The sequence below is a fragment of the Microbacterium elymi genome (genome assembly GCF_021582895.2).
GTDB lineage: Bacteria > Actinomycetota > Actinomycetes > Actinomycetales > Microbacteriaceae > Microbacterium > Microbacterium humicola.
Map to the genome: position 1 here is coordinate 127,735 of NZ_CP091139.2, position 17,500 is coordinate 145,234.

The 17,500-nt window shown below is 70.7% G+C and carries 10 protein-coding genes, 1 tRNA gene and 8 pseudogenes; 5 read left to right on the top strand and 14 right to left on the bottom strand.

All coding sequences use genetic code 11. The features are described 5' to 3' along the window. Window positions 1-3: 3 nt before the first annotated feature. Together L2X98_RS00675 and L2X98_RS00680 are read right to left on the bottom strand one after the other, a co-directional pair. Window positions 4-1,031: pseudogene (locus L2X98_RS00675) on the bottom strand (tRNA (adenine-N1)-methyltransferase). Continuing rightward, window positions 1,028-1,718 (bottom strand): annotated as a pseudogene (locus L2X98_RS00680) (HAD family hydrolase). Before L2X98_RS00680 ends, L2X98_RS00675 begins: the two co-directional pseudogenes overlap by 4 nt. Window positions 1,719-1,812: 94 nt before the next feature. Here L2X98_RS00680 and L2X98_RS00685 point away from each other — a divergent pair. Continuing rightward, window positions 1,813-2,676 carry a PAC2 family protein gene (locus L2X98_RS00685; protein WP_259612022.1) on the top strand — a complete coding sequence of 288 codons (864 nt, stop codon included), beginning with the start codon at window positions 1,813-1,815 and terminating at the stop codon, window positions 2,674-2,676. Here the strand turns inward: L2X98_RS00685 and L2X98_RS00690 are convergent. Both L2X98_RS00690 and L2X98_RS00695 read right to left on the bottom strand, forming a co-directional pair. Further along, window positions 2,673-3,506: an undecaprenyl-diphosphate phosphatase gene (locus L2X98_RS00690; protein ID WP_259612023.1), complete on the bottom strand. Its 834-nt coding sequence runs from the start codon at window positions 3,504-3,506 to the stop codon at window positions 2,673-2,675. The two genes, L2X98_RS00685 and L2X98_RS00690, sit on opposite strands and share 4 nt — an antisense overlap. A 49-nt stretch (window positions 3,507-3,555) precedes the next feature. Further along, window positions 3,556-4,857: pseudogene (locus tag L2X98_RS00695) on the bottom strand (M20/M25/M40 family metallo-hydrolase). 116 nt (window positions 4,858-4,973) lie between these two features. Here L2X98_RS00695 and L2X98_RS00700 point away from each other — a divergent pair. From L2X98_RS00700 to glgB, 3 genes and pseudogenes are all read left to right on the top strand, one after another. Further along, window positions 4,974-5,059 (top strand) — tRNA-Leu (locus L2X98_RS00700). Window positions 5,060-5,287: 228 nt separating this feature from the next. Next, window positions 5,288-7,260: pseudogene (locus L2X98_RS00705) on the top strand (maltotransferase domain-containing protein). Window positions 7,261-7,262: 2 nt separating this feature from the next. Continuing rightward, window positions 7,263-9,411 (top strand): annotated as a pseudogene (glgB, locus tag L2X98_RS00710) (1,4-alpha-glucan branching protein GlgB). On the opposite strand, the gene L2X98_RS00715 reads toward glgB, so the two are convergent. Further along, on the bottom strand, window positions 9,408-10,364 hold the full coding sequence (locus L2X98_RS00715) for a tetratricopeptide repeat protein (RefSeq protein ID WP_259612024.1): 957 nt from the start codon (window positions 10,362-10,364) through the stop codon (window positions 9,408-9,410). The pseudogene glgB and the gene L2X98_RS00715 sit on opposite strands and share 4 nt — an antisense overlap. Then, a complete protein-coding gene (locus L2X98_RS00720) occupies window positions 10,361-12,154 on the bottom strand; it encodes a DUF8094 domain-containing protein (protein ID WP_259612025.1) in 1,794 nt (597 codons plus the stop codon). The genes L2X98_RS00715 and L2X98_RS00720 overlap by 4 nt, the downstream gene beginning before the upstream one ends. A gap of 169 nt (window positions 12,155-12,323) precedes the next feature. On the opposite strand from L2X98_RS00720, the gene L2X98_RS00725 reads away from it, so the two are divergent. After that, window positions 12,324-13,385 carry an AI-2E family transporter gene (locus tag L2X98_RS00725; protein WP_259612026.1) on the top strand — a complete coding sequence of 354 codons (1,062 nt, stop codon included), beginning with the start codon at window positions 12,324-12,326 and terminating at the stop codon, window positions 13,383-13,385. A gap of 23 nt (window positions 13,386-13,408) precedes the next feature. Here L2X98_RS00725 and L2X98_RS00730 read toward each other — a convergent pair whose 3' ends face one another. The 8 genes and pseudogenes from L2X98_RS00730 to frr all read right to left on the bottom strand — a co-directional run bounded on the left by L2X98_RS00730 (window position 13,409) and on the right by frr (window position 17,435). Further along, window positions 13,409-14,131: an alpha/beta hydrolase gene (locus tag L2X98_RS00730; protein ID WP_259612027.1), complete on the bottom strand. Its 723-nt coding sequence runs from the start codon at window positions 14,129-14,131 to the stop codon at window positions 13,409-13,411. Beyond that, window positions 14,132-14,416 carry an Rv1322 family protein gene (locus L2X98_RS00735; protein WP_259612028.1) on the bottom strand — a complete coding sequence of 95 codons (285 nt, stop codon included), beginning with the start codon at window positions 14,414-14,416 and terminating at the stop codon, window positions 14,132-14,134. It lies immediately after the preceding gene. An 8-nt stretch (window positions 14,417-14,424) separates the two neighbouring features. Beyond that, window positions 14,425-14,835, bottom strand: a complete 411-nt coding sequence (locus tag L2X98_RS00740; RefSeq protein WP_259612029.1) for a lytic transglycosylase domain-containing protein — start codon at window positions 14,833-14,835, stop codon at window positions 14,425-14,427. Window positions 14,836-15,212: 377 nt separating this feature from the next. Further along, on the bottom strand, window positions 15,213-15,314 hold the full coding sequence (locus tag L2X98_RS19595) for a DivIVA domain-containing protein (protein WP_354002861.1): 102 nt from the start codon (window positions 15,312-15,314) through the stop codon (window positions 15,213-15,215). Window positions 15,315-15,589: 275 nt separating this feature from the next. Then, a pseudogene (locus L2X98_RS19600) lies at window positions 15,590-15,796 on the bottom strand (DivIVA domain-containing protein); the annotation flags it as partial. Then, the gene (locus L2X98_RS19605) at window positions 15,793-16,071 is read right to left on the bottom strand and encodes a phosphatidate cytidylyltransferase (RefSeq protein ID WP_354002862.1); all 279 of its coding nucleotides are present in this window, start codon (window positions 16,069-16,071) and stop codon (window positions 15,793-15,795) included. The pseudogene L2X98_RS19600 and the gene L2X98_RS19605, both read right to left, overlap by 4 nt. A 7-nt stretch (window positions 16,072-16,078) precedes the next feature. Continuing rightward, window positions 16,079-16,330, bottom strand: a pseudogene (locus tag L2X98_RS19610) (phosphatidate cytidylyltransferase); the annotation flags it as partial. A 556-nt stretch (window positions 16,331-16,886) separates the two neighbouring features. Continuing rightward, window positions 16,887-17,435: pseudogene (gene frr, locus L2X98_RS00755) on the bottom strand (ribosome recycling factor). Window positions 17,436-17,500: the final 65 nt, after the last annotated feature.

Genomic DNA, 17,500 nt, shown 5'->3' on the forward strand with positions numbered 1-17,500 from the left:
AGTCTAGGCGTTCGTCTCCGGCGGCCCCGACGGGTCGGCCTCGGTCGCGGCGGCCGCGCGCAGCGCGCCCTCTTCGGCCCGCTGGGCCTCGCGGACCCGCTTGCGCAGGTTCTTGTCGGTGATCTGCCGCTCCCCCACGGCGCCGGGCGTCCACAGTTCCACGTCCTCGTCGCCGTACGCCGTCTTGCGGATCGCGCGGCGGCGCACGTCCGGCGGCACGGCGCCGGGAGCGAGCCGGCGCGCCGTGAGGAGGAACCCGGTGTGGGCGACCATCCGATGGTCCGGGCGCACGGCGAGCCCCTCGACATGCCAGCCTCGGACCATGATCTCGCTCGCTTCGGGCTCGGTGAAAAGGCCCGTGCCCCTCAGGTATTCGGCGATCCGGCTGAGCTTGCGTCGCCGTGGCGACGTAGCAGAGCACCACGCCGCCCGGAGTGAGCGCCCCGGCGACGGCGTCCAGGCACTCCCAGGGCGCGAGCATGTCCAGGATGACGCGGTCGACGCTGCCCGGGGGCTGTGTGGCCGGGAGCCGGTCGGCGAGGTCGCCGAGGATCACCTCCCAGTTCGCGGGCCGCTCCCCCAGGAAGGTCGCCACGTTCGCCTGGGCGACCTCGGCGAACTCTTCGCGTCGCTCGAATGACACCAGGCTCCCGGACGCGCCGACCGCCCGCAGGCCAGAGCGAGAGGGCGCCGGAGCCGACGCCGGCTTCGACCACGCGGGCTCCGGGGAAGATGTCGGCCTGCGCGAGGATCTGCGCCGCGTCCTTCGGGTAGATGATGGCCGCTCCGCGCGGCATCGACATCACGAAGTCCCGCAGCATCGGGCGCAGGGCCAGATAGTCCGCGTCGCCGCCGGTGACGACCGATCCGTCGGGCAGCCCGACGAGGTCGTCGTGTCGGAGCACGCCACGATGCGTGTGCAGTTCGCCGCCCTCGCGCAGAGTGATCGTGTGGAGCCGGCCCTTCGGGCCGGTCAGCTGCACGCGGTCGCCGTAGCGGAACGGGCCCCGCGGCGGCGTGGCCCCGGTCACGCGACGCCCTCCCGACCTGCGTCGCGGTGCGCGGCGAACAGTCCGGCGATGTCGTCGGCGCTGCGTTCGGCCAGCGTGGGCCAGAGCGCGTGTGCGCCGACGCCGGTCAGCGAGATCATGTTCGGCACCCCGAGCGAGATCGCGCGGGAGGCGAGGGCGGAGCGCAGACCGTTGGGCGAGTCCTCGATCGCCACGGCTTCGCCCGGATCAACCCCCAGCGCCTCGCAGGCCTGCAGATACGGATCGGGATGGGGCTTGGGGCGTGTCGCGTCGTCACCGGCCACGATCACATCGAACGCGTCGAAGTCGATGAGGTCCACGACGGCCTGGGCCATCCGCCGCATCGACATCGTGACCAAGGCCGTCTTGACCCCGGCATCCCGCAGACTCTGCAGCAGCTCGCGTGCGCCCGGCCGGAACGGCACGCCGTCTCGAGCGAGGCCGCTGAGCACGTCGTCGGTGAGACGGTCCACGATGGCATCGACGTCCATCCGGACACCGTGGTCCTGGAAGATGCGGGCCGCGTCGTCCAGCCCCAGGCCGACCAGCTTCGAGCGACTGCTCGTGCGACCAGGTGCCGCCGAACGATTCGACCAGCGGAGTCTCGGCGGCCATCCAGTACGGCTCGGTGTCCACCAGCGTGCCGTCCATGTCCCACAGCACGGCGGCGGGCAGTCGTGTGGTCATCCGTCCATCGTATCCAGGCCATCCGCCCGGCGACGCACCCGTCCGGGCCCGCACGCCTATTCTGGAGGGAAGCGCCGAGCCGGAGGGAGCGCGTGTGGAGGGACTGGGTCGCCGGGTGATCGTCGCCGCGTTCGACGGCTGGAACGACGCGAGCGAGGCCGCGACGTCGGCCGCGAGCGTGCTGAAGGACAGCGTGCCGTACGAGCCGGTGTTCGCGGTGGACCCCGAGCTGTACTTCGACTACCAGTACACGCGTCCGCAGCAGGTCACCGAGCCGGACGGTCGTCGGATCCTGCGCTGGCCGGACGCCACCCTGCACCGCCCGGTGCGGCGCTCGCGCGGCACCCAGCTGTGGCTGATGACCGGGGTCGAGCCGGCCCGGGCGTGGCAGGCGTTCGTGGGCGAGTTCGTCGACGTCATGCTCCGCGAGGATGTCACCGGCTTCGTCGCGCTGGGATCGATGATGTCGGATGTGCCGCACACCCGCCCCATCTCGGTCTTCGCCGGCAGCGAGAACGAGCAGCTCCGCGACAGTCTCGGGCTGGAGCGCAGCACCTACGAGGGGCCGGTCGGCATTCTCTCGGCGCTGGCGGACGCCGCCGAGGCTGTCGGCATCCCGACGGTGGGGCTGTGGGCCAGCGTGCCGCACTACGTCGGGGGCCACACGCCGTCGCCGAAGGCATCGCTGGCGCTGTTGAATCGGCTGGAGGAGCTCGTCGGCACGCCGGTCGCGCGCGGCGACCTCGCGGCCGAAGCAGATGCATGGGAGGCGTCCATCGATGCCGCCGCGGCGGACGACGAGGAGATGACCGCGTACATCCAGCAGCTGGAGGCGACCCGCGACACCTGGGACTCGCCCGAGGCGTCGGGCGAGTCGATCGCGCGCGAGTTCGAGCGGTACCTGCGCCACGGCGGCGACGGTCCGGGCAAGCCGGGCCGGGACGACCCCCGCCGCTAGGGCTGGATCACGCCCAGGCTCAGCAGCACGATCAGCGCCGCGCCCAGCGCGACCCGGTAGACCACGAACGGCAGGAAGCTGTGCCGGGTGATCCACTTCATGAAGAACGCGATCACGGCCAGGCCCACGCCGAACGCCACAATGGTGGCGGCCGCGGTCTCGCCCATCGAGAACACCTCGTGCTCGGGCGTGCGGATCACCTTCGCCAGTTCGAACAGCCCGCTGCCGAACACCGCCGGGATGGCCAGCAGGAACGCATATCGCGCGGCCGCCTCGCGGGTGTAGCCCAGCAGGAGCCCTGCGGTGATCGTGCCGCCCGAGCGGGAGACCCCCGGGATCAGCGCCAGCGACTGCGCCAGGCCGAAGATGATGCCGTGCCCGACGGTGAGGTCATCCAGCTTGCGCCGCTGCGCGCCGATCATGTCGGCGATGCCGAGGATCACGCCGAACACGATCAGCGTGGCCGCCACGATCCACAGCGACCGCAGGGTCGTCTCGATCGCGTTCTGGAACACCAGCCCGAGGACGACGATCGGGATGGTGCCGATGATGATCAGCCAGCCCATCCGCGCATCCGGGTCATTGCGCGGGATGCGCCCGATGAGAGCGCGGAACCAGTGGCCGATGATCCGCACGATGTCGCGCCAGAAGAACACCACCACCGCCGCCTCGGTGCCGATCTGCGTGATGGCGGTGAACGCCGCGCCGGGGTCGCCCGCCTCCGGCAGGAACGCGCCGACGATGCGCAGGTGGGCGCTGGAGGAGATCGGCAGGAACTCGGTGAGTCCCTGCACAAGGCCGAGGAAGACGGCCTCGAGGAAGTGCGACATCGGCGCCTTTCGTGCGGGAGGATTCGGTGCCGAGGTCTCGGCAGGGGTGTCAGTAGGTGCGCAGCAGGTCGGTCAGCACCGCCGCGCCGAACTCGAGCGCGTCCAGCGGCACGCGCTCGTCCACCCCATGGAACATACCGGTGAAATCGAGTCCGGGCGGAAGGCGCAGCGGAGCGAAGCCGTAGCCGGTGATCCCCAGTCGGGACAGCGCCTTGTTGTCCGTGCCGCCGCCCATCAGATACGGCACCACGGGGGCGCCCGGATCGTGGGCGTCCAGCGCCGCGACCATGGCGTCGACCAGGCTCCCCGCAGCGGCGCCTCCAGTCCGACATCCCGCGTGACCGTCTCGATCTCGATGTCGGTGCCGACGATGCGGCGGATCTCGGCGAGCACCTCGTCCTCGGTCCCGGGGAGCACGCGGACGTCGATCAGCGCCTCGGCGGCATCCGGGATCACGTTGTGCTTGTATCCGGCGGCGAGGCCCGTGGGGTTGGTGGTGGTTCGCAGCGTCGAGCGCAGGAACGGCGCCGCCGCACCGGCACGGTCGGCGAGGGCGTCCGGGTCCGCGTCATGGTCGCCGGTCAGGGCCGCGAAGCGCTCCAGCATGGCCGAGGTGGCCGGCGTCAGCCGGATCGGCCACGAGGTCCGTCCGATCGCCGCAACCGCCTCGGCGAGACGGGTGACGGCGTTGTCGAGATGGTGCCCGCTGCCGTGGCCGGCCCGTCCGCGGGCGCGCAGGCGCAGCCACAGCAGCCCCTTCTCCCCACCTGGAGGAGGTAGGCGCGCTGCTCTCCCAGCTCGATCGAGTACCCGCCGACCTCGCTGATCGCCTCAGCGGCCCCGGCGAACCATTCCGGCCGGTCTCGTATGACGAGGGCCGATCCCTCGCCGCCGCCGTCCTCCTCGTCGGCGAAGAAGGTGAGGATGAGGTCGCGTTCGGGCTGCCGGCCGGCTCGCAGGAGGTTGCCGACCGCGGTGAGGATCATGGCGTCCATGTTCTTCATGTCGACCGCGCCGCGGCCCCACAGCACGCCGTCCCGGATCTCTCCGGCGAACGGGTCGACGCTCCAGTCCTCGGCGATGGCGGGGACGACGTCCAGATGGCCGTGGAGCACCAGCGCGGATCTGCTCGGATCGCGCCCGGGAACCCGCGCGTGCACGTTCGTGCGCCGATCGACCGGCTCGTACACCTCCGGGCGCAGGCCCAGCCCCTCCAGGTGCGCCACGACGTATTCGGCGGCCTCGCGCTCCCCCGGGCGCGCCCGCCACCCCAGTTCGTCGTGTCGAACCGGATCAGGTCGCGGGCGATGCGCGCCACCTCGGTGAGGGCGGCGTCCGGTCGGGTCGGCATGCGCTCCAGGCTACTCGCTGGGTGCGCGAGAACCGGGTGCGCGGGGTGCTCGGCCGGTTCTGACTCGGAGGCAGAACGTGATAATGTCGTTCCTCGGTTGCGAAACCGACTTCACCTGCGCGGGTGGCGGAATAGGTAGACGCGCTAGCTTGAGGTGCTAGTGCCCGTATAGGGCGTGGGGGTTCAAGTCCCCCTCGCGCACAGATCTCCGACACAATCGGAATCCGATTGGAAAAGGTCCCGTCAGGGGCCTTTTTCAAGTTGGCGACGAGATGCATCTGGGTGAGACGGATGCGGCGCGATAGGTTCGTGGCATGGCTTCCCGTTCCCGGCAGCAGCCGCATCCCGCCTGGCTCAGTCCGACGGCCATCCCGGTCCGCCCCGCACAGCCGTGGCAGACGGACGCCGATACCGCGACCGGCCGGATCCGCTGCTCGAGCCCGGTCCCGCGCTGACCGGCGCCTCCGACCTGCACCCGAAGGCCTTCGCCGGCGAGGTCGTGCCGTTCCGGGTCACCGCGTTCCGCGAGGGACACGATGCGATCGGCGTGCAGGTGCGCCTCTCCTCCCCCTCGGGCGACGAGTCGCTGCACCGGATGGTGGCGCTGCAGGACGGCTTCGACCGGTGGCGGACCGAGATCGCGCTGCGCGAGCAGGGCGACTGGACGTTCCGGTTCGAGGCGTTCGCCGACGAGTTCGAGACGTGGCGGCACGCCGCCGACCTGAAGATCGAGGCGGGCGTGGATGTCGCGGTCATGTGCGCCCTCGGTGCGGCGCTGTGCACCCGCGCCGCCGGGCAGCGTGACCGGCCGGTCCGCGAGCGGTCCGCACTGCGCGCCGCCGCCGCCGCTCTGGACGCTGCCGGAGACGGACCCGTGGATGCCGAGGCCGCGCTGCGCGTGGCACGCGATCCGGCGCTTGCCGAGGTCTTCGCCCGGCGTCCGCTGATGGGGCTGGTCACGATCGGCGAGAGCCTGCCGCTGCGGGTCGAGCGCACCCGCGCCGGGGTGGGCGCCTGGTACGAGTTCTTCCCGCGCTCGGAGGGTGCGGTGCGGGCAGCCGACGGAACGATCCGCACCGGCACGTTCCGCACCGCCGCCCGCCGCCTCGCCGCGGTCGCGGCAATGGGCTTCGACGTCGTCTACCTCCCGCCGATCCACCCGATCGGGCACACCAACCGCAAGGGACCGAACAACACCCTCGAGGCCGGGCCCGCCGACCCCGGTTCACCGTGGGCCATCGGGGATGCCGCAGGCGGCCACGATGCGGTGCACCCCGATCTGGGCACGCTCGCGGACTTCCGCGCGTTCGTGAAGAAGGCGGTCGCCCAGGGGCTGGAGGTCGCGCTCGACCTCGCCCTGCAGGCGTCCCCGATCACCCGTGGGTGCGCGCGCACCCGGAGTGGTTCACCACTCTGCCGGACGGCACGATCGCGTACGCCGAGAACCCCCGAAGAAGTACCAGGACATCTATCCGGTCAATTTCGACAATGACCCGGTCGGCATCCGCGCCGAGGTGCTGCGGATCGTGCGGCACTGGGTCGCCCAGGGCGTGCGCATCTTCCGAGTGGACAATCCGCACACCAAGCCCCTGCAGTTCTGGGAGTGGCTGATCCGCACGGTGACCGCCGAGAGCCCGGATGTCGTCTTCCTGGCCGAGGCGTTCACCCGGCCCGCCCCGCTGCAGGCCCTGGCCCGCGCCGGATTCCAGCAGAGCTACAGCTACTTCACCTGGCGCAACACCAAGGCCGAGCTCGAGGAGTTCCTCGTATCGATCGCCACCGACACGGCCGACTACCTGCGGCCGAACCTGTTCGTGAACACCCCCGACATCCTCACCGAGTATCTGCAGTTCGGCGGACGGCCGGCCTATCGGATCCGGGCCGCGCTCGCCGCCACTGCGGCGCCGTCGTACGGCGTCTACGCCGGGTACGAGCTGTACGAGAACGTGGCCCGGCCGGGTTCCGAAGAGAACATCGACAACGAGAAGTACGAGTACAAGATCCGCGAGTGGGACCGCGCCGAGGCATCCGGCGACTCGCTGGCACCGTACCTGCGTCGGCTGAACGAGATCCGCGCCACCCACCCCGCGCTGGGTCAGCTTGCGCAACATCACCGTGCACGACAGCGATGACGACGCCGTGCTCGTGTTCGTCAAGCATCTCGACGCCGCCTTCTCCCCCGCCGGGGTTGCCGACACGATCATCGTGGTCGCCAATGTCGACCCGCACTCGGTGCGCCAGACGATGATCCATCTGGACACCGCGGCCTTCGGCATCCGGCCCGGGGACCACTACCCGGTGCAGGACCTGATCACGGGCGCCGAGTGGACGTGGTCAGACCACAACTTCGTGCGCTTGGACGCATTCACTGAGCCGGTGCACATCGTGCACGTGAAGGGATGACGATGACCCTCACCGATGGGGAGTTGGATGCCGTCGCACACGGGGCCCACCACGCGCCGCACGACGTGCTGGGCATCCACGCCGAGACCGATGCCGCGGGTCGCGCGGTCTGGACCGTGCGCGTCCGCCGCCCGCTCGCCCAGACCGTGACCGCCGTGTTCGCGGACGGCGACCGGGTGCGGCTGGAGCATCGCCGGGCGGGCATCTGGGAAGGGGCGCGCACCGCACGCCCGCGGCCGTACGCGATCGAGGCGGCCTACCCCGACGGGACGACGCACACCGTGGACGATCCGTACCGGCATCTGCCCACATTGGGCGAACTCGACCTGCATCTGATCGGCGAGGGCCGGCACGAGCGGCTGTGGGATGTGCTGGGCGCTCACGTGCGCACCGACGGCGGGGTGGCCGGCACGGCCTTCTCGGTGTGGGCGCCGAACGCGCGGGCGGTCCGCGTGGTCGGCGACTTCAACTCGTGGGACGGCGAGGGCCACGCTCTGCGCTCGCTCGGCGGCGCCGGGGTCTGGGAGCTGTTCGTGCCCGAGGTCGGCGTCGGCACCGTGTACAAGTTCGAGATCCTCACCCAGGCCGGCGAATGGATCCTCAAGGCCGATCCGATGGCTCGTCGCGCAGAGGTGCCGCCGGCGACCGGCTCGGTCGTCACCGCAGCGGCCCACGCGTGGGAGGACGCGCAGTGGATGACGGCCCGAGCGGACCTGCGAGCCGGTGGAGCGCCCGATGTCGGTGTACGAGCTGCACGTCGGGTCGTGGCGGCCCGGCCTCGGCTATCGCGAGCTGGCCGACCAGCTGATCGGCCACGTGCAGGCGCTCGGGTTCACCCACGTCGAGTTCATGCCCCTGGCCGAGCATCCCTTCGGCGGCTCGTGGGGCTACCAGGTGAGCGGCTACTACGCCCCCACAAGCCGGTTCGGGTCGCCCGACGACCTCCGCTACCTCATCGACCGTCTGCATCAGGCCGGCATCGGCGTGATCATGGACTGGGTGCCCGGGCACTTCCCCAAGGACGACTTCGCCCTGGGCCGATTCGACGGACAGCCGGTGTACGAGCATCCCGACCCGCGGCGCGGCGAGCACCGGGACTGGGGCACCTACATCTTCGACTACGGCCGGCCGCAGGTGCGCAACTTCCTCGTCGCCAACGCCCTGTACTGGATGGAGGAGTTCCACATCGACGGACTGCGGGTGGATGCCGTCGCCTCGATGCTCTACCTGGACTACTCGCGGGAGGACGGCGAGTGGGAGCCGAACATCCACGGCGGCCGGGAGAACCTGGAGGCCATCCAGTTCCTGCAGGAGGTCAACGCCACCGCGTACCGGCTGCACCCCGGCATCGCGATGATCGCCGAGGAGTCCACGAGCTTCACCGGGGTGACCGCGCCCACCGACCGCGGCGGCCTGGGGTTCGGCTTCAAATGGAACATGGGCTGGATGAACGACTCGCTGGTCTACATCCAACGCGACCCGCTGTACCGGTCGCACCACGCCGGCGAGCTCTCGTTCTCGTTCGTGTACGCGTTCAGCGAGAACTTCGTGCTGCCGATCAGCCACGACGAGGTGGTGCACGGCAAGGGCAGCCTGCTGGGCAAGATGCCCGGCGACCACGCCCACAAGCTGGCGAACGCCCGCGCCTTCCTGGCCTACATGTGGGCGCACCCGGGCAAGCAGCTGCTGTTCATGGGGCAGGAGTTCGGCCAGCTGTCCGAGTGGTCCGAGGATCGCGGTCTGGACTGGTGGCTGCTGGACCAGCCGAGCCACCAGCAGCTGCAGGGCTTCGTGGCGACGCTGAACCGCGTCTACACCGCGCGACCCGCGCTGTGGGCCCGTGACGGCGACGGCTCCGCGTTCGCCCGCCTGGGCGCGCCGACCTGGAACCCGAATGTGCTCGCGTTCACCCGCAGCGATGGGGCGGGGCAGACGGTGGCCGTGGTGTGCAACTTCTCCGGCGCGACGATCGACGATTTCGAGCTCGAGCTGCCCGTGGCGGGAGTCTGGCACGAGATCCTGAACACGGATGCCGCAGACTACGGCGGCGCCGGGATCGGGAATCTCGGGTCGGTGCAGGCGGGCACAGGAGGCCTGGCACGCATGGCGCTGCCGCCGCTGGGCGTGCTCTGGCTGGAGCCCGAGGGCTAGAACATCAGCGAGGCGAGGGAACGGCGCGCGGTGGCCACACGGGGGTCGGCATCGCCGATCAGCGCGAACAGCTCCAGCAGCCGCTCGCGCACCGCGCTGCGCTGATCGGACGGCAGCGCTGCGAACAGCTGGAGCAGGCGGCCGAACGCGTCCTCGACGTGCCCGCCCGCGACATCCAGGTCGGCGACCGCCAGCTGCGCGTCCACGTCCTGCGGCGCGCCCGCAGCGGCCTCGCGCGCGGACGACGCGTCCAGGTCCTGCACCCGCGCCAGCAGACGGACCTGGCCGAGACCGGCCCGCGCCTGCTCGTCGCCCGGGTTCTCGGCCAGCGCCCGCTCGTACGCGCTGATCGCGCGCGCGTAGTCGCCGTCCTCGATGGCCGCGTACGCCTCGGCATGCAGCGGCGGCAGCGGCTCCTCGGCCGGTTCTTCGGATTCGGCCGGTGCCTCGCTGCCGGGCTCGACGCTGCCGGGGTCGACGGTGCCGGTCACGCCGTTCTGCGCGGCGACCTGCAGCAGCTGGTCGAACACCTCGCGCACCTGCTGCTCGGGCACCGCGCCGGTGAACAGCGGCACCGGCTGCCCGCCGATCAGGGCGACGACCATGGGGATCGACTGGGCGCGGAAGCCCTGGGCCAGCTGGGGGTTCGCGTCCACGTCCACCTTGGCCAGCACGATCCGGCCGCCGAGCTCGGTGACCACCTTCTCCAGGATGGGGCTGAGCTGCTTGCACGGCCCGCACCACTCCGCCCACAGGTCGACCACGACCGGCACCGTGCGGGACAGCTCGAGCACCTGCGGGAACGTCGCATCGGTGACATCGATCACCACCCCGCCGGTCGCCTGCGGGGCGCCGTCCGCGGCCGGCTGCGCCGGGGGCTGGGCTGCGCGGCTGCGCAGGGTCGACAGATCGACCGCGCCGCGCAGCACCGCGCCGGGGTTGGGCTCACTCATTTGCTGACCACCTTCGCACCGAGGATGTTTGACGCGTACCCGAGCAGGCGGATCTGTGCATCACCTGCACCCACACCCGGGACGTAGAAGAACAATTGATCACTGTACGTGGTCGTGAAGCCGGTCGCCGACTCCTTCACGCCGGTGAGCGCCTTGACCCGGGGGTTGTCGTCGAGCTTGATGACGGCGTCCTTGTTCGTCGGCTTCACCGTCTCGGTCTCGTCGACGTTGACCGCCACGATCGCGCCGCTTTCCAGAGTGGCCAGCGCCACCGGCTTCTGCGACCCCGTCTTCGCCGCGAAGGCCAGGCTCCCGGTCTTGGAGGCGGTCTTGTTGAAGGTGGCGACCTGCTCCTTGCGCTTGGCTTCCACACCCTTGAGGAAGACGTCGTTCTCGGTGTCGAACGCACCGGCAGACGCGCTCTTGTCGCCCTTGTCCATGACGTCGGCGTAGGCCGCGGCGATCTTGCCCGGCGCCATCACCAGGAACGACGAGTCGGGCTGGACCGCGGCCGCCCCCACGTACGCCGGGGCCACCTCGGGGAGCTTCGCCGCTTCGAGCTGTCCGCTGTACGCGAGCTTGTAGGGCGACCACGCATCCTGCTGCGCCAGCATCATCATGGTGGACGAGACCTTGTCACCGCTCTTGTGCTCGGCGATCAGCATCACCGTGCGCGGCCAGCCCTCGTACGCCTGCGGCAGCACGAGTTCGACGCCCGTGGCCGGGACGGCGGGAAGGGCCTTCTCGGTGGAGATCTTTCCGCGCAGCGTGTAATTCGTCTTCCGCTCGGCCAGGGCGGCCCCCGCGAGGCGGGTGGCCGCCAGTGTGCCGTCCTTCTTCTCGTCGGCCTTGGCGACCGTGGTCGAGACGCGCGAGAGGATTCGGTCGGCCTGGGTCGGCGTGACGGCCGGGGACTGCGCGCCCTCCGGATCGACGACCGTCTGGGTGGGCGTCGGGCTCGGCGTTCCGCCGAACTGCGGCCAGGCGTCCGCCGAGCACCCGGCGAACAGCAGCGACGACACGGCCAGGACCGGGATGATCACGAAGCCGCGGCGACGACCCGTGGCGGCCTTCTGTGCACGGCCCGCACTGATCACGCCCTTGTCCGCAGCCGATACCGAGAGGTCGATCGACTCCGTCTCGGGCAGCGGCGGAAGCGCCTTGCGGCGCGGGCCGCGCGAGCGGCGCAGGCGCCGGAGGCCGAGGATGTACAGGAACACGCCGACGGCCATCAGGATGCCGCCGCCGACGATGAGCGGTCCGGCCCAGGGCGTGGAGGTCTGCAGCGGCCAGGTGAGGGAGATCTCGGCGGGCGCGGGCTTGGTGCCGTCGGTGGCCACCAGCACGCTCATCGTGTCGGGCAGCTGCAGGTGCTGGATGAGGATGTCGTCCTGTTCGAACTCGTCCAGCCACAGATCCGATCCGGCCGGGTTGCGGTGCGCGGGTTCTGCGTCCGCGCCGGTCTGGGTCGGGGCGACCACGGCGCTGTCCACGGATCCGTCATCGCCGAGGGTGACGGCCGTGTACTCGCTGTCGGCCAGCCAGGCCTTCATGTCGTCGGTGCGGCCGTACGCGGCGAAGATCGTGCCCTCCTGCGCGGCCCGCAGCGTCTGCGACCCCGGCATCCGATTCAGCACGTGCCCGTCGATCAGGGTGTAGGCGGTGGTGCCACTGCCCTCCACCGCGGAGGTCTCGATCTTGGGTCCCTGGAAAACGGTCCGCGCAGCGATACCGGTCGCGATCATCACGGCGGCCAGCACGAACGCGGCGACAGCCCACACGAAACGCACGAATACATCCTCCCAGGGTCGACCATCGGGTCGGTCGTCCCCCAACTGATTTCGACGTTCCAGACTAGCGAATCCGACCTGTGTGCGGACCGGGAGGGTCATTGGCACGCAGACCGGTGCCGGGAAAGTATCCTGACCAGACGACCCGGTCACCGAGGAGAGGAGCACCATGAAGGTGCAGAATCCGTTCCGCGTCGCCTTCGTGGCGACGCTGGGAGTGGGCCTCGGCCTCGTGCTGATCAGCAGCATCCAGACCCTGTCGACCATCCTCCTCTACATCGGGACGGCGCTGTTCCTGTCCTTCGGGCTCGAACCGGTCGTCGCCTTCCTGGTGCGGCGCAAGCTGCCGCGCTGGGCCGCGGTGCTGGTCACGATCCTCGTGGTGCTGGCCGTGTTCGCCGGAATCGTGCTGCTGGTGGTCCCGATCATCGTCAGCCAGATCACGCAGCTGGTGGACTCGATCACGCAGATCGCGCAGAATCCGAACGCGCTGGAGGAGTTCAAGAACTGGATGGCGCACACCTTCCCGCAGCTGAAGGTGGAGGACGTCTTCGACTACGTCCAGAACTGGCTGGTCACCAATCTCGCCGACATCAGCGGGTCGATCGGGCAGGGCGTGCTGAAGGCCGGGATCGCGTTCTTCTCCGGGCTGACCGGCGCGTTCATCGTGCTGATCCTGACGATCTACTTCACGGCATCCACCCCCTCGCTGAAGGGGGCCGTGTATCAGCTGGTGCCGGCCTCGAAGCGACCGCGGTTCATCGACCTCGCCGAGCAGATCACCGACTCGGTGGGCTACTACGTGATGGGCCAGGTCACGCTCGGCGTGATCAACGGCATCCTCAGCTCGATCTTCCTGTCGATCATCCACGCCCCGTTCCCCGCGGTGCTGGCCGTCGTGGCGTTCTTCTTCTCGCTGATCCCGCTGGTGGGAACCCTCACCGGCTCGGCGATCATCGTCCTGACGTGTCTGATCCCGGGGCTCGGCTCGCCCACCACGGCGCTGATCGCCGCGATCTACTACCTCGTGTACATGCAGCTGGAGGCGTATGTCATCTCGCCGCGGATCATGAACCGGGCCGTCTCGGTCCCGGGCGCGGTCGTCGTGGTGGCGGCGCTGGCGGGCGGCTCGCTGCTGGGACTGCTCGGGGCGCTCATCGCGATCCCGGTCGCCGCCAGCATCCTGATCATCTACCGGCAGGTCGTCATCCCCCGGCAGAACGAGCGCTGAGGCAGAACGAGCGCTGAGGCCGGTCAGTCCGCCGCGGGCCCGTCCCAGACGGTGGGCAGCGGCAGTGCGGCGGGGTTGACCGCCGAGACGATCTCGGTCAGCACCCGCCGGGTCTGGTTCTCCCCCACCCAGAGGTGCCGTCCGCCGTCGACGCCGATGACCTCGGCGTGCGGGACGACCGCGAACCGACGGCGCGCCTCGTCCGGGCGCAGATAGTCGTCGAGCTCCGGCACGAGTGCGACGATGCGGCGGGGGTCGGTCGCCCACGCTGCCAGCTCGGCTTCGCTCGTGCGGTGCAGTGGCGGCGACAGCAGGATCAGGCCCTCGACCGCGTGCTGTCGGCCGTGCTCCAGCGCCACTTCCGTGCCGAACGACCACCCCACCAGCCACGGGTGCGGCAGCCCGCGCTCGGCGACCAGCGCCATCGCGGCGGCCAGGTCGAGCCCTTCCGCCTCGCCGCCGTCGAAGACGCCGTCGCTCGTCCCGCGCGGCGAGGCGGTGCCGCGCGTGTTGAAGCGCAGCACGGCCAGATCGGCGAGGGCCGGCAGCCGGGCGGCCGCCTTGCGGATGATGTGCGAGTCCATGAATCCGCCGGCTGTCGGCAGCGGGTGGAGCGTGACGAGCGTGGCGACGGGCTCGCGATCGGACGGCAGCGCCAGTTCACCGACGAGCGTCAGCCCGTCGGACGTGTGCAGCTCGACGTCCTCGCGGCGCGCCGGCAGGAGGACAGGTCCGCGGATCTCCACTCAGAACACCTTCCAGCAGTGCGTGTGCCAGTGCCGCCGGGCGGCGAGGTCCGCCGCATTCCCGAGCACGCCGTCCGCCCGCCAGGCGACGATGTGCGCGATGCCGGGCGGGATGTCGCGGGTGCAACCCGGACACGTGTACGTCTTCTGCGCCTGCGCCGCCGAGACCGGCTGCACGGTCCATTCGGCGCCGCGGCGGATCTCGGTGCGGGAGAACCCCTGGACGAAGCGGTCGAACGAGTCACCGAGCGGCGGATCGGGACGCCTTCGATGAGAGCGCGGCATCGCTGTGGCTACCACCAGCCGTGAGAGATCCAGAACGCGTAGGCGCCCTGCCATCCGCCGTAGCGCCCCTTCGCGTACCCGCTGCCCCAGCGCAGGTTGTCGACGGGGTTGTACCCGTTGCCCGGAACCTTGGTCCAGGGCAGCGCCTGGACCAGCCCGCACGCGCCCGACGAGCGGTTGGTCGCGTTGGGGTTCCAGCCGCTCTCCCGGCCGACGATGTAGTCGACGTAGCCCCAGTCGCTCTGGGCGATGCCGGCGGCCGCCATCCAGTCCGCCGGCGACCCGCCGCCGCTGTAGACCAGGCGCACCGAGGCGGCGGCCCCGACCACCCGCGGCGACGAGGCGGCGGGCGCAGGCTTGGGCTTGGGCTTCGGCTTGAGCGCCGCCGTATAGCTGTCCCGCTCGCAGCACGGCGGCATCGGCGCTGACCGCCGACGCCACCTGCACGGTCTGCGCGTCGTCGACCGTGCTCGCGTACAGGGTGACGGGGGCGGCGATCTCGGCGTTGGCCGGCGTGGACAGGGCCGCGCCCAGCGGACTGAGGGTGGCGACGGCCAGCCCGGCGACGGCGAACGCGGCGAATCCGGACATGACGCCGCGACTGCGGGACAGCCGCGTCGGTGCGGGGCGGGCGGGGCGTCTGCGCCGTGACGCCGTGCTGGTCACCGAAGCGGCCTTCAGATCACGGCGCAGGATCGCGCGGGATGCCTCGGGTATCGTCTCGTCGCCGGAAGTCACAGTGCGCCCGAGTCTACCTGCGTCGCGCGGCGGGCGCCATCTCCCGCCCCGTGCGTCGTCAGCCGACGGCGAGCATGACGTCGACGACGGCGTCCAGCACCGCATCCACCTGTGCTTCGCGGTACCCGCGCCGCTGCATCCGGAACGCGACGGTGCGCACCTGCTCGACGGTGACCGGGGTGCCCTCGGCGAGGAAGGCCGCGATCTTGTCGGCGACGATGTCGACCTCGTCGATCCGGTAGCCGAAGCCGAGACCCCGCGCGCGATCGAAGCGGTGACCGGGTCGACGGCTGAGACGATCCAGGATCTCCTGGGCGCGGGCACGGGTGCGATCGACCCACTCCCCGTCCCGGCGTGAGCCAGGACCTGTTCGCGTTCCCGTGCGGCGAAGGCATCCTCGACGCGCGCCAGCGCGGCATCCACCGCCTCGGGGCGATAGCCGCGTCGGACCATCGGGAACGACACCGAGCGCACGTCGTTGGCGGTCAGCGCCGTCGCGTCGTGGTCGTCCTCGAAGGCCGCGCGGGCGCGGGCGAGGAAGTCGTCGACCACGGTCGGCGCGTATCCCTTGGCACGGCCGGAGGTCATCGGGAACGGCGCGCGCGTCGTGGCCGATCGCGCGTCGGAGGAGCGGGTCGTCATGGTGTCACCAGGGGGGTCAGGAGCAGGTACAGGGCCAGGGCGGCGCCGGCCGAGGGAAGGATGGAGTCCAGCCGGTCCAGCACGCCGCCGTGCCCGGGCAGCCACGAGCTCATGTCCTTGATCCCCAGGTCGCGCTTGATCATCGACTCGCCGAGGTCGCCGATCGTGGCTGTGGCGAGGATGACCGGGCCGATGATCAGGCCGGTCCACCAGGGCAGGTGCGAGCATGAAGACGGCGAGGAGGACGCCGGCGACAAGGGCGGCGACCACGGCACCGCCGAATCCCTCCCAGGTCTTCTTCGGACTGATCCGCGGGGCCATCGGATGCCGGCCGAACGCGAGCCCGGTGGCGTAGGCGCCGGTGTCGGCGGCCACCGCCAGGACGATGAAGGCGAGCACCCACCATTCGCCGGCGTCCTGCCGCAGCAGGATCACGCACAGGCTGGCGCTGAACGAGACGTACAGCGGGACGAAGGTGCCCACGAGCACGTCGTCCCAGACCTCGGCGTACCCGCGACCGTCGCGCACGATCATCTGCGCGAGCAGCCGCCAGACGACGATCACCACCACGACGGCGCAGACGACGACCCAGTGCAAGCCACAGCGCGAGGAACCAGGCCGAGGCCAGCAGCGCGAGCGTGCCCAACAGCTGCGGGATGACGTCGACCCGGCGACCGGAGGCCTGCAGCGCGCGGGTGAACTCGAACACCCCGAGCGCGGCGGCGGCCAGGGCCAGCAGCAGGAACACCGGCTTCCAGATCACCAGGGACAGGACCAGGACCGCGCCGATGGCCAGTCCGATCAGGACGGCCATGATGAGGTTGCGCCCGGTGCGCTGCTTGATCCGCTCGTTCGCCTCTTCGAAGTCCGCGCGGGTGCGGGCCACCTGGCTCTCGATCTCGCTGCGCGCGGCGCGCAGGTGCGCGTGCAGCTGCGCACTGGGATCGCCGGCCAGGTCGGCGGGCTGGGCGGGCTCGGCGGCCCCATCGCCGGGGCCGACCTCATCCGGCGGCTCCGGGCGCGCCGAAGCGTCCCGGCGGCTCTGCTCGCCGCCGGGAGGCTGTTCGGACGCGTCCGTCACTGCGACCCCTCAGACTTCGAGCAGCTCGGCTTCTTTGCGCTTGAGCGCGTCATCGATCGCGTCGACATGCGTGCGGGTCAGAGCGTCCAGCTCCTTCTCCGCCCGCGCGAGGTCGTCCTCGCCGACGCCCAGGTCGGACAGGTCGTCCTTGATCTTGCGGCGGATGCCGCGGACGTGCACGCGCGCGTCCTCGCCCTTCGTGCGGACGAGCTTGACGTATTCCTTGCGGCGGTCCTCGGTGAGCTCGGCAGCGTCACCCGGACGATGTTGCCGTCGTTCGTGGGGTTGACGCCGAGGTTCGGCATGTCGCGGATCGCCTGCTCGATGGCCTTCAGCGCCGACTTGTCGTACGGCGTCACGATCAGCGACCGCGCCTCGGGGGCGTTGATCGAGGCGAGCTGCGCGAGCGGCGTGGGGGTGCCGTAGTAGTCGACCAGCACCTTCTGGAAGAGCTGGGGGTTCGCCCGGCCCGTGCGCACGGTGGCGAAGTCGTCCTTCGCCGCCTCGACGGCGTTGTCCATCCGGGTGGCAGGCATCGGCCAGCACGTCCGCGATCACGGTCTCTCCATTCGCTCAGGCGTTCCCGCCCATTCTAGTTGCCTCGTATCGGCGGACTGTCGTGC

What these genes read in the sequence shown, in the direction of transcription:
- L2X98_RS00690 (WP_259612023.1), bottom strand. Translation starts at nt 3,506, where the DNA reads ATGTCGCACTTCCTCGAGGCCGTCTTCCTCGGCCTTGTGCAGGGACTC.
- L2X98_RS00715 (WP_259612024.1), bottom strand. Translation starts at nt 10,364, where the DNA reads ATGAGTGAGCCCAACCCCGGCGCGGTGCTGCGCGGCGCGGTCGATCTG.
- L2X98_RS00725 (WP_259612026.1), top strand. Translation starts at nt 12,324, where the DNA reads ATGAAGGTGCAGAATCCGTTCCGCGTCGCCTTCGTGGCGACGCTGGGA.
- L2X98_RS00735 (WP_259612028.1), bottom strand. Translation starts at nt 14,416, where the DNA reads ATGCCGCGCTCTCATCGAAGGCGTCCCGATCCGCCGCTCGGTGACTCG.
- L2X98_RS00740 (WP_259612029.1), bottom strand. Translation starts at nt 14,835, where the DNA reads ATGCCGCCGTGCTGCGAGCGGGACAGCTATACGGCGGCGCTCAAGCCG.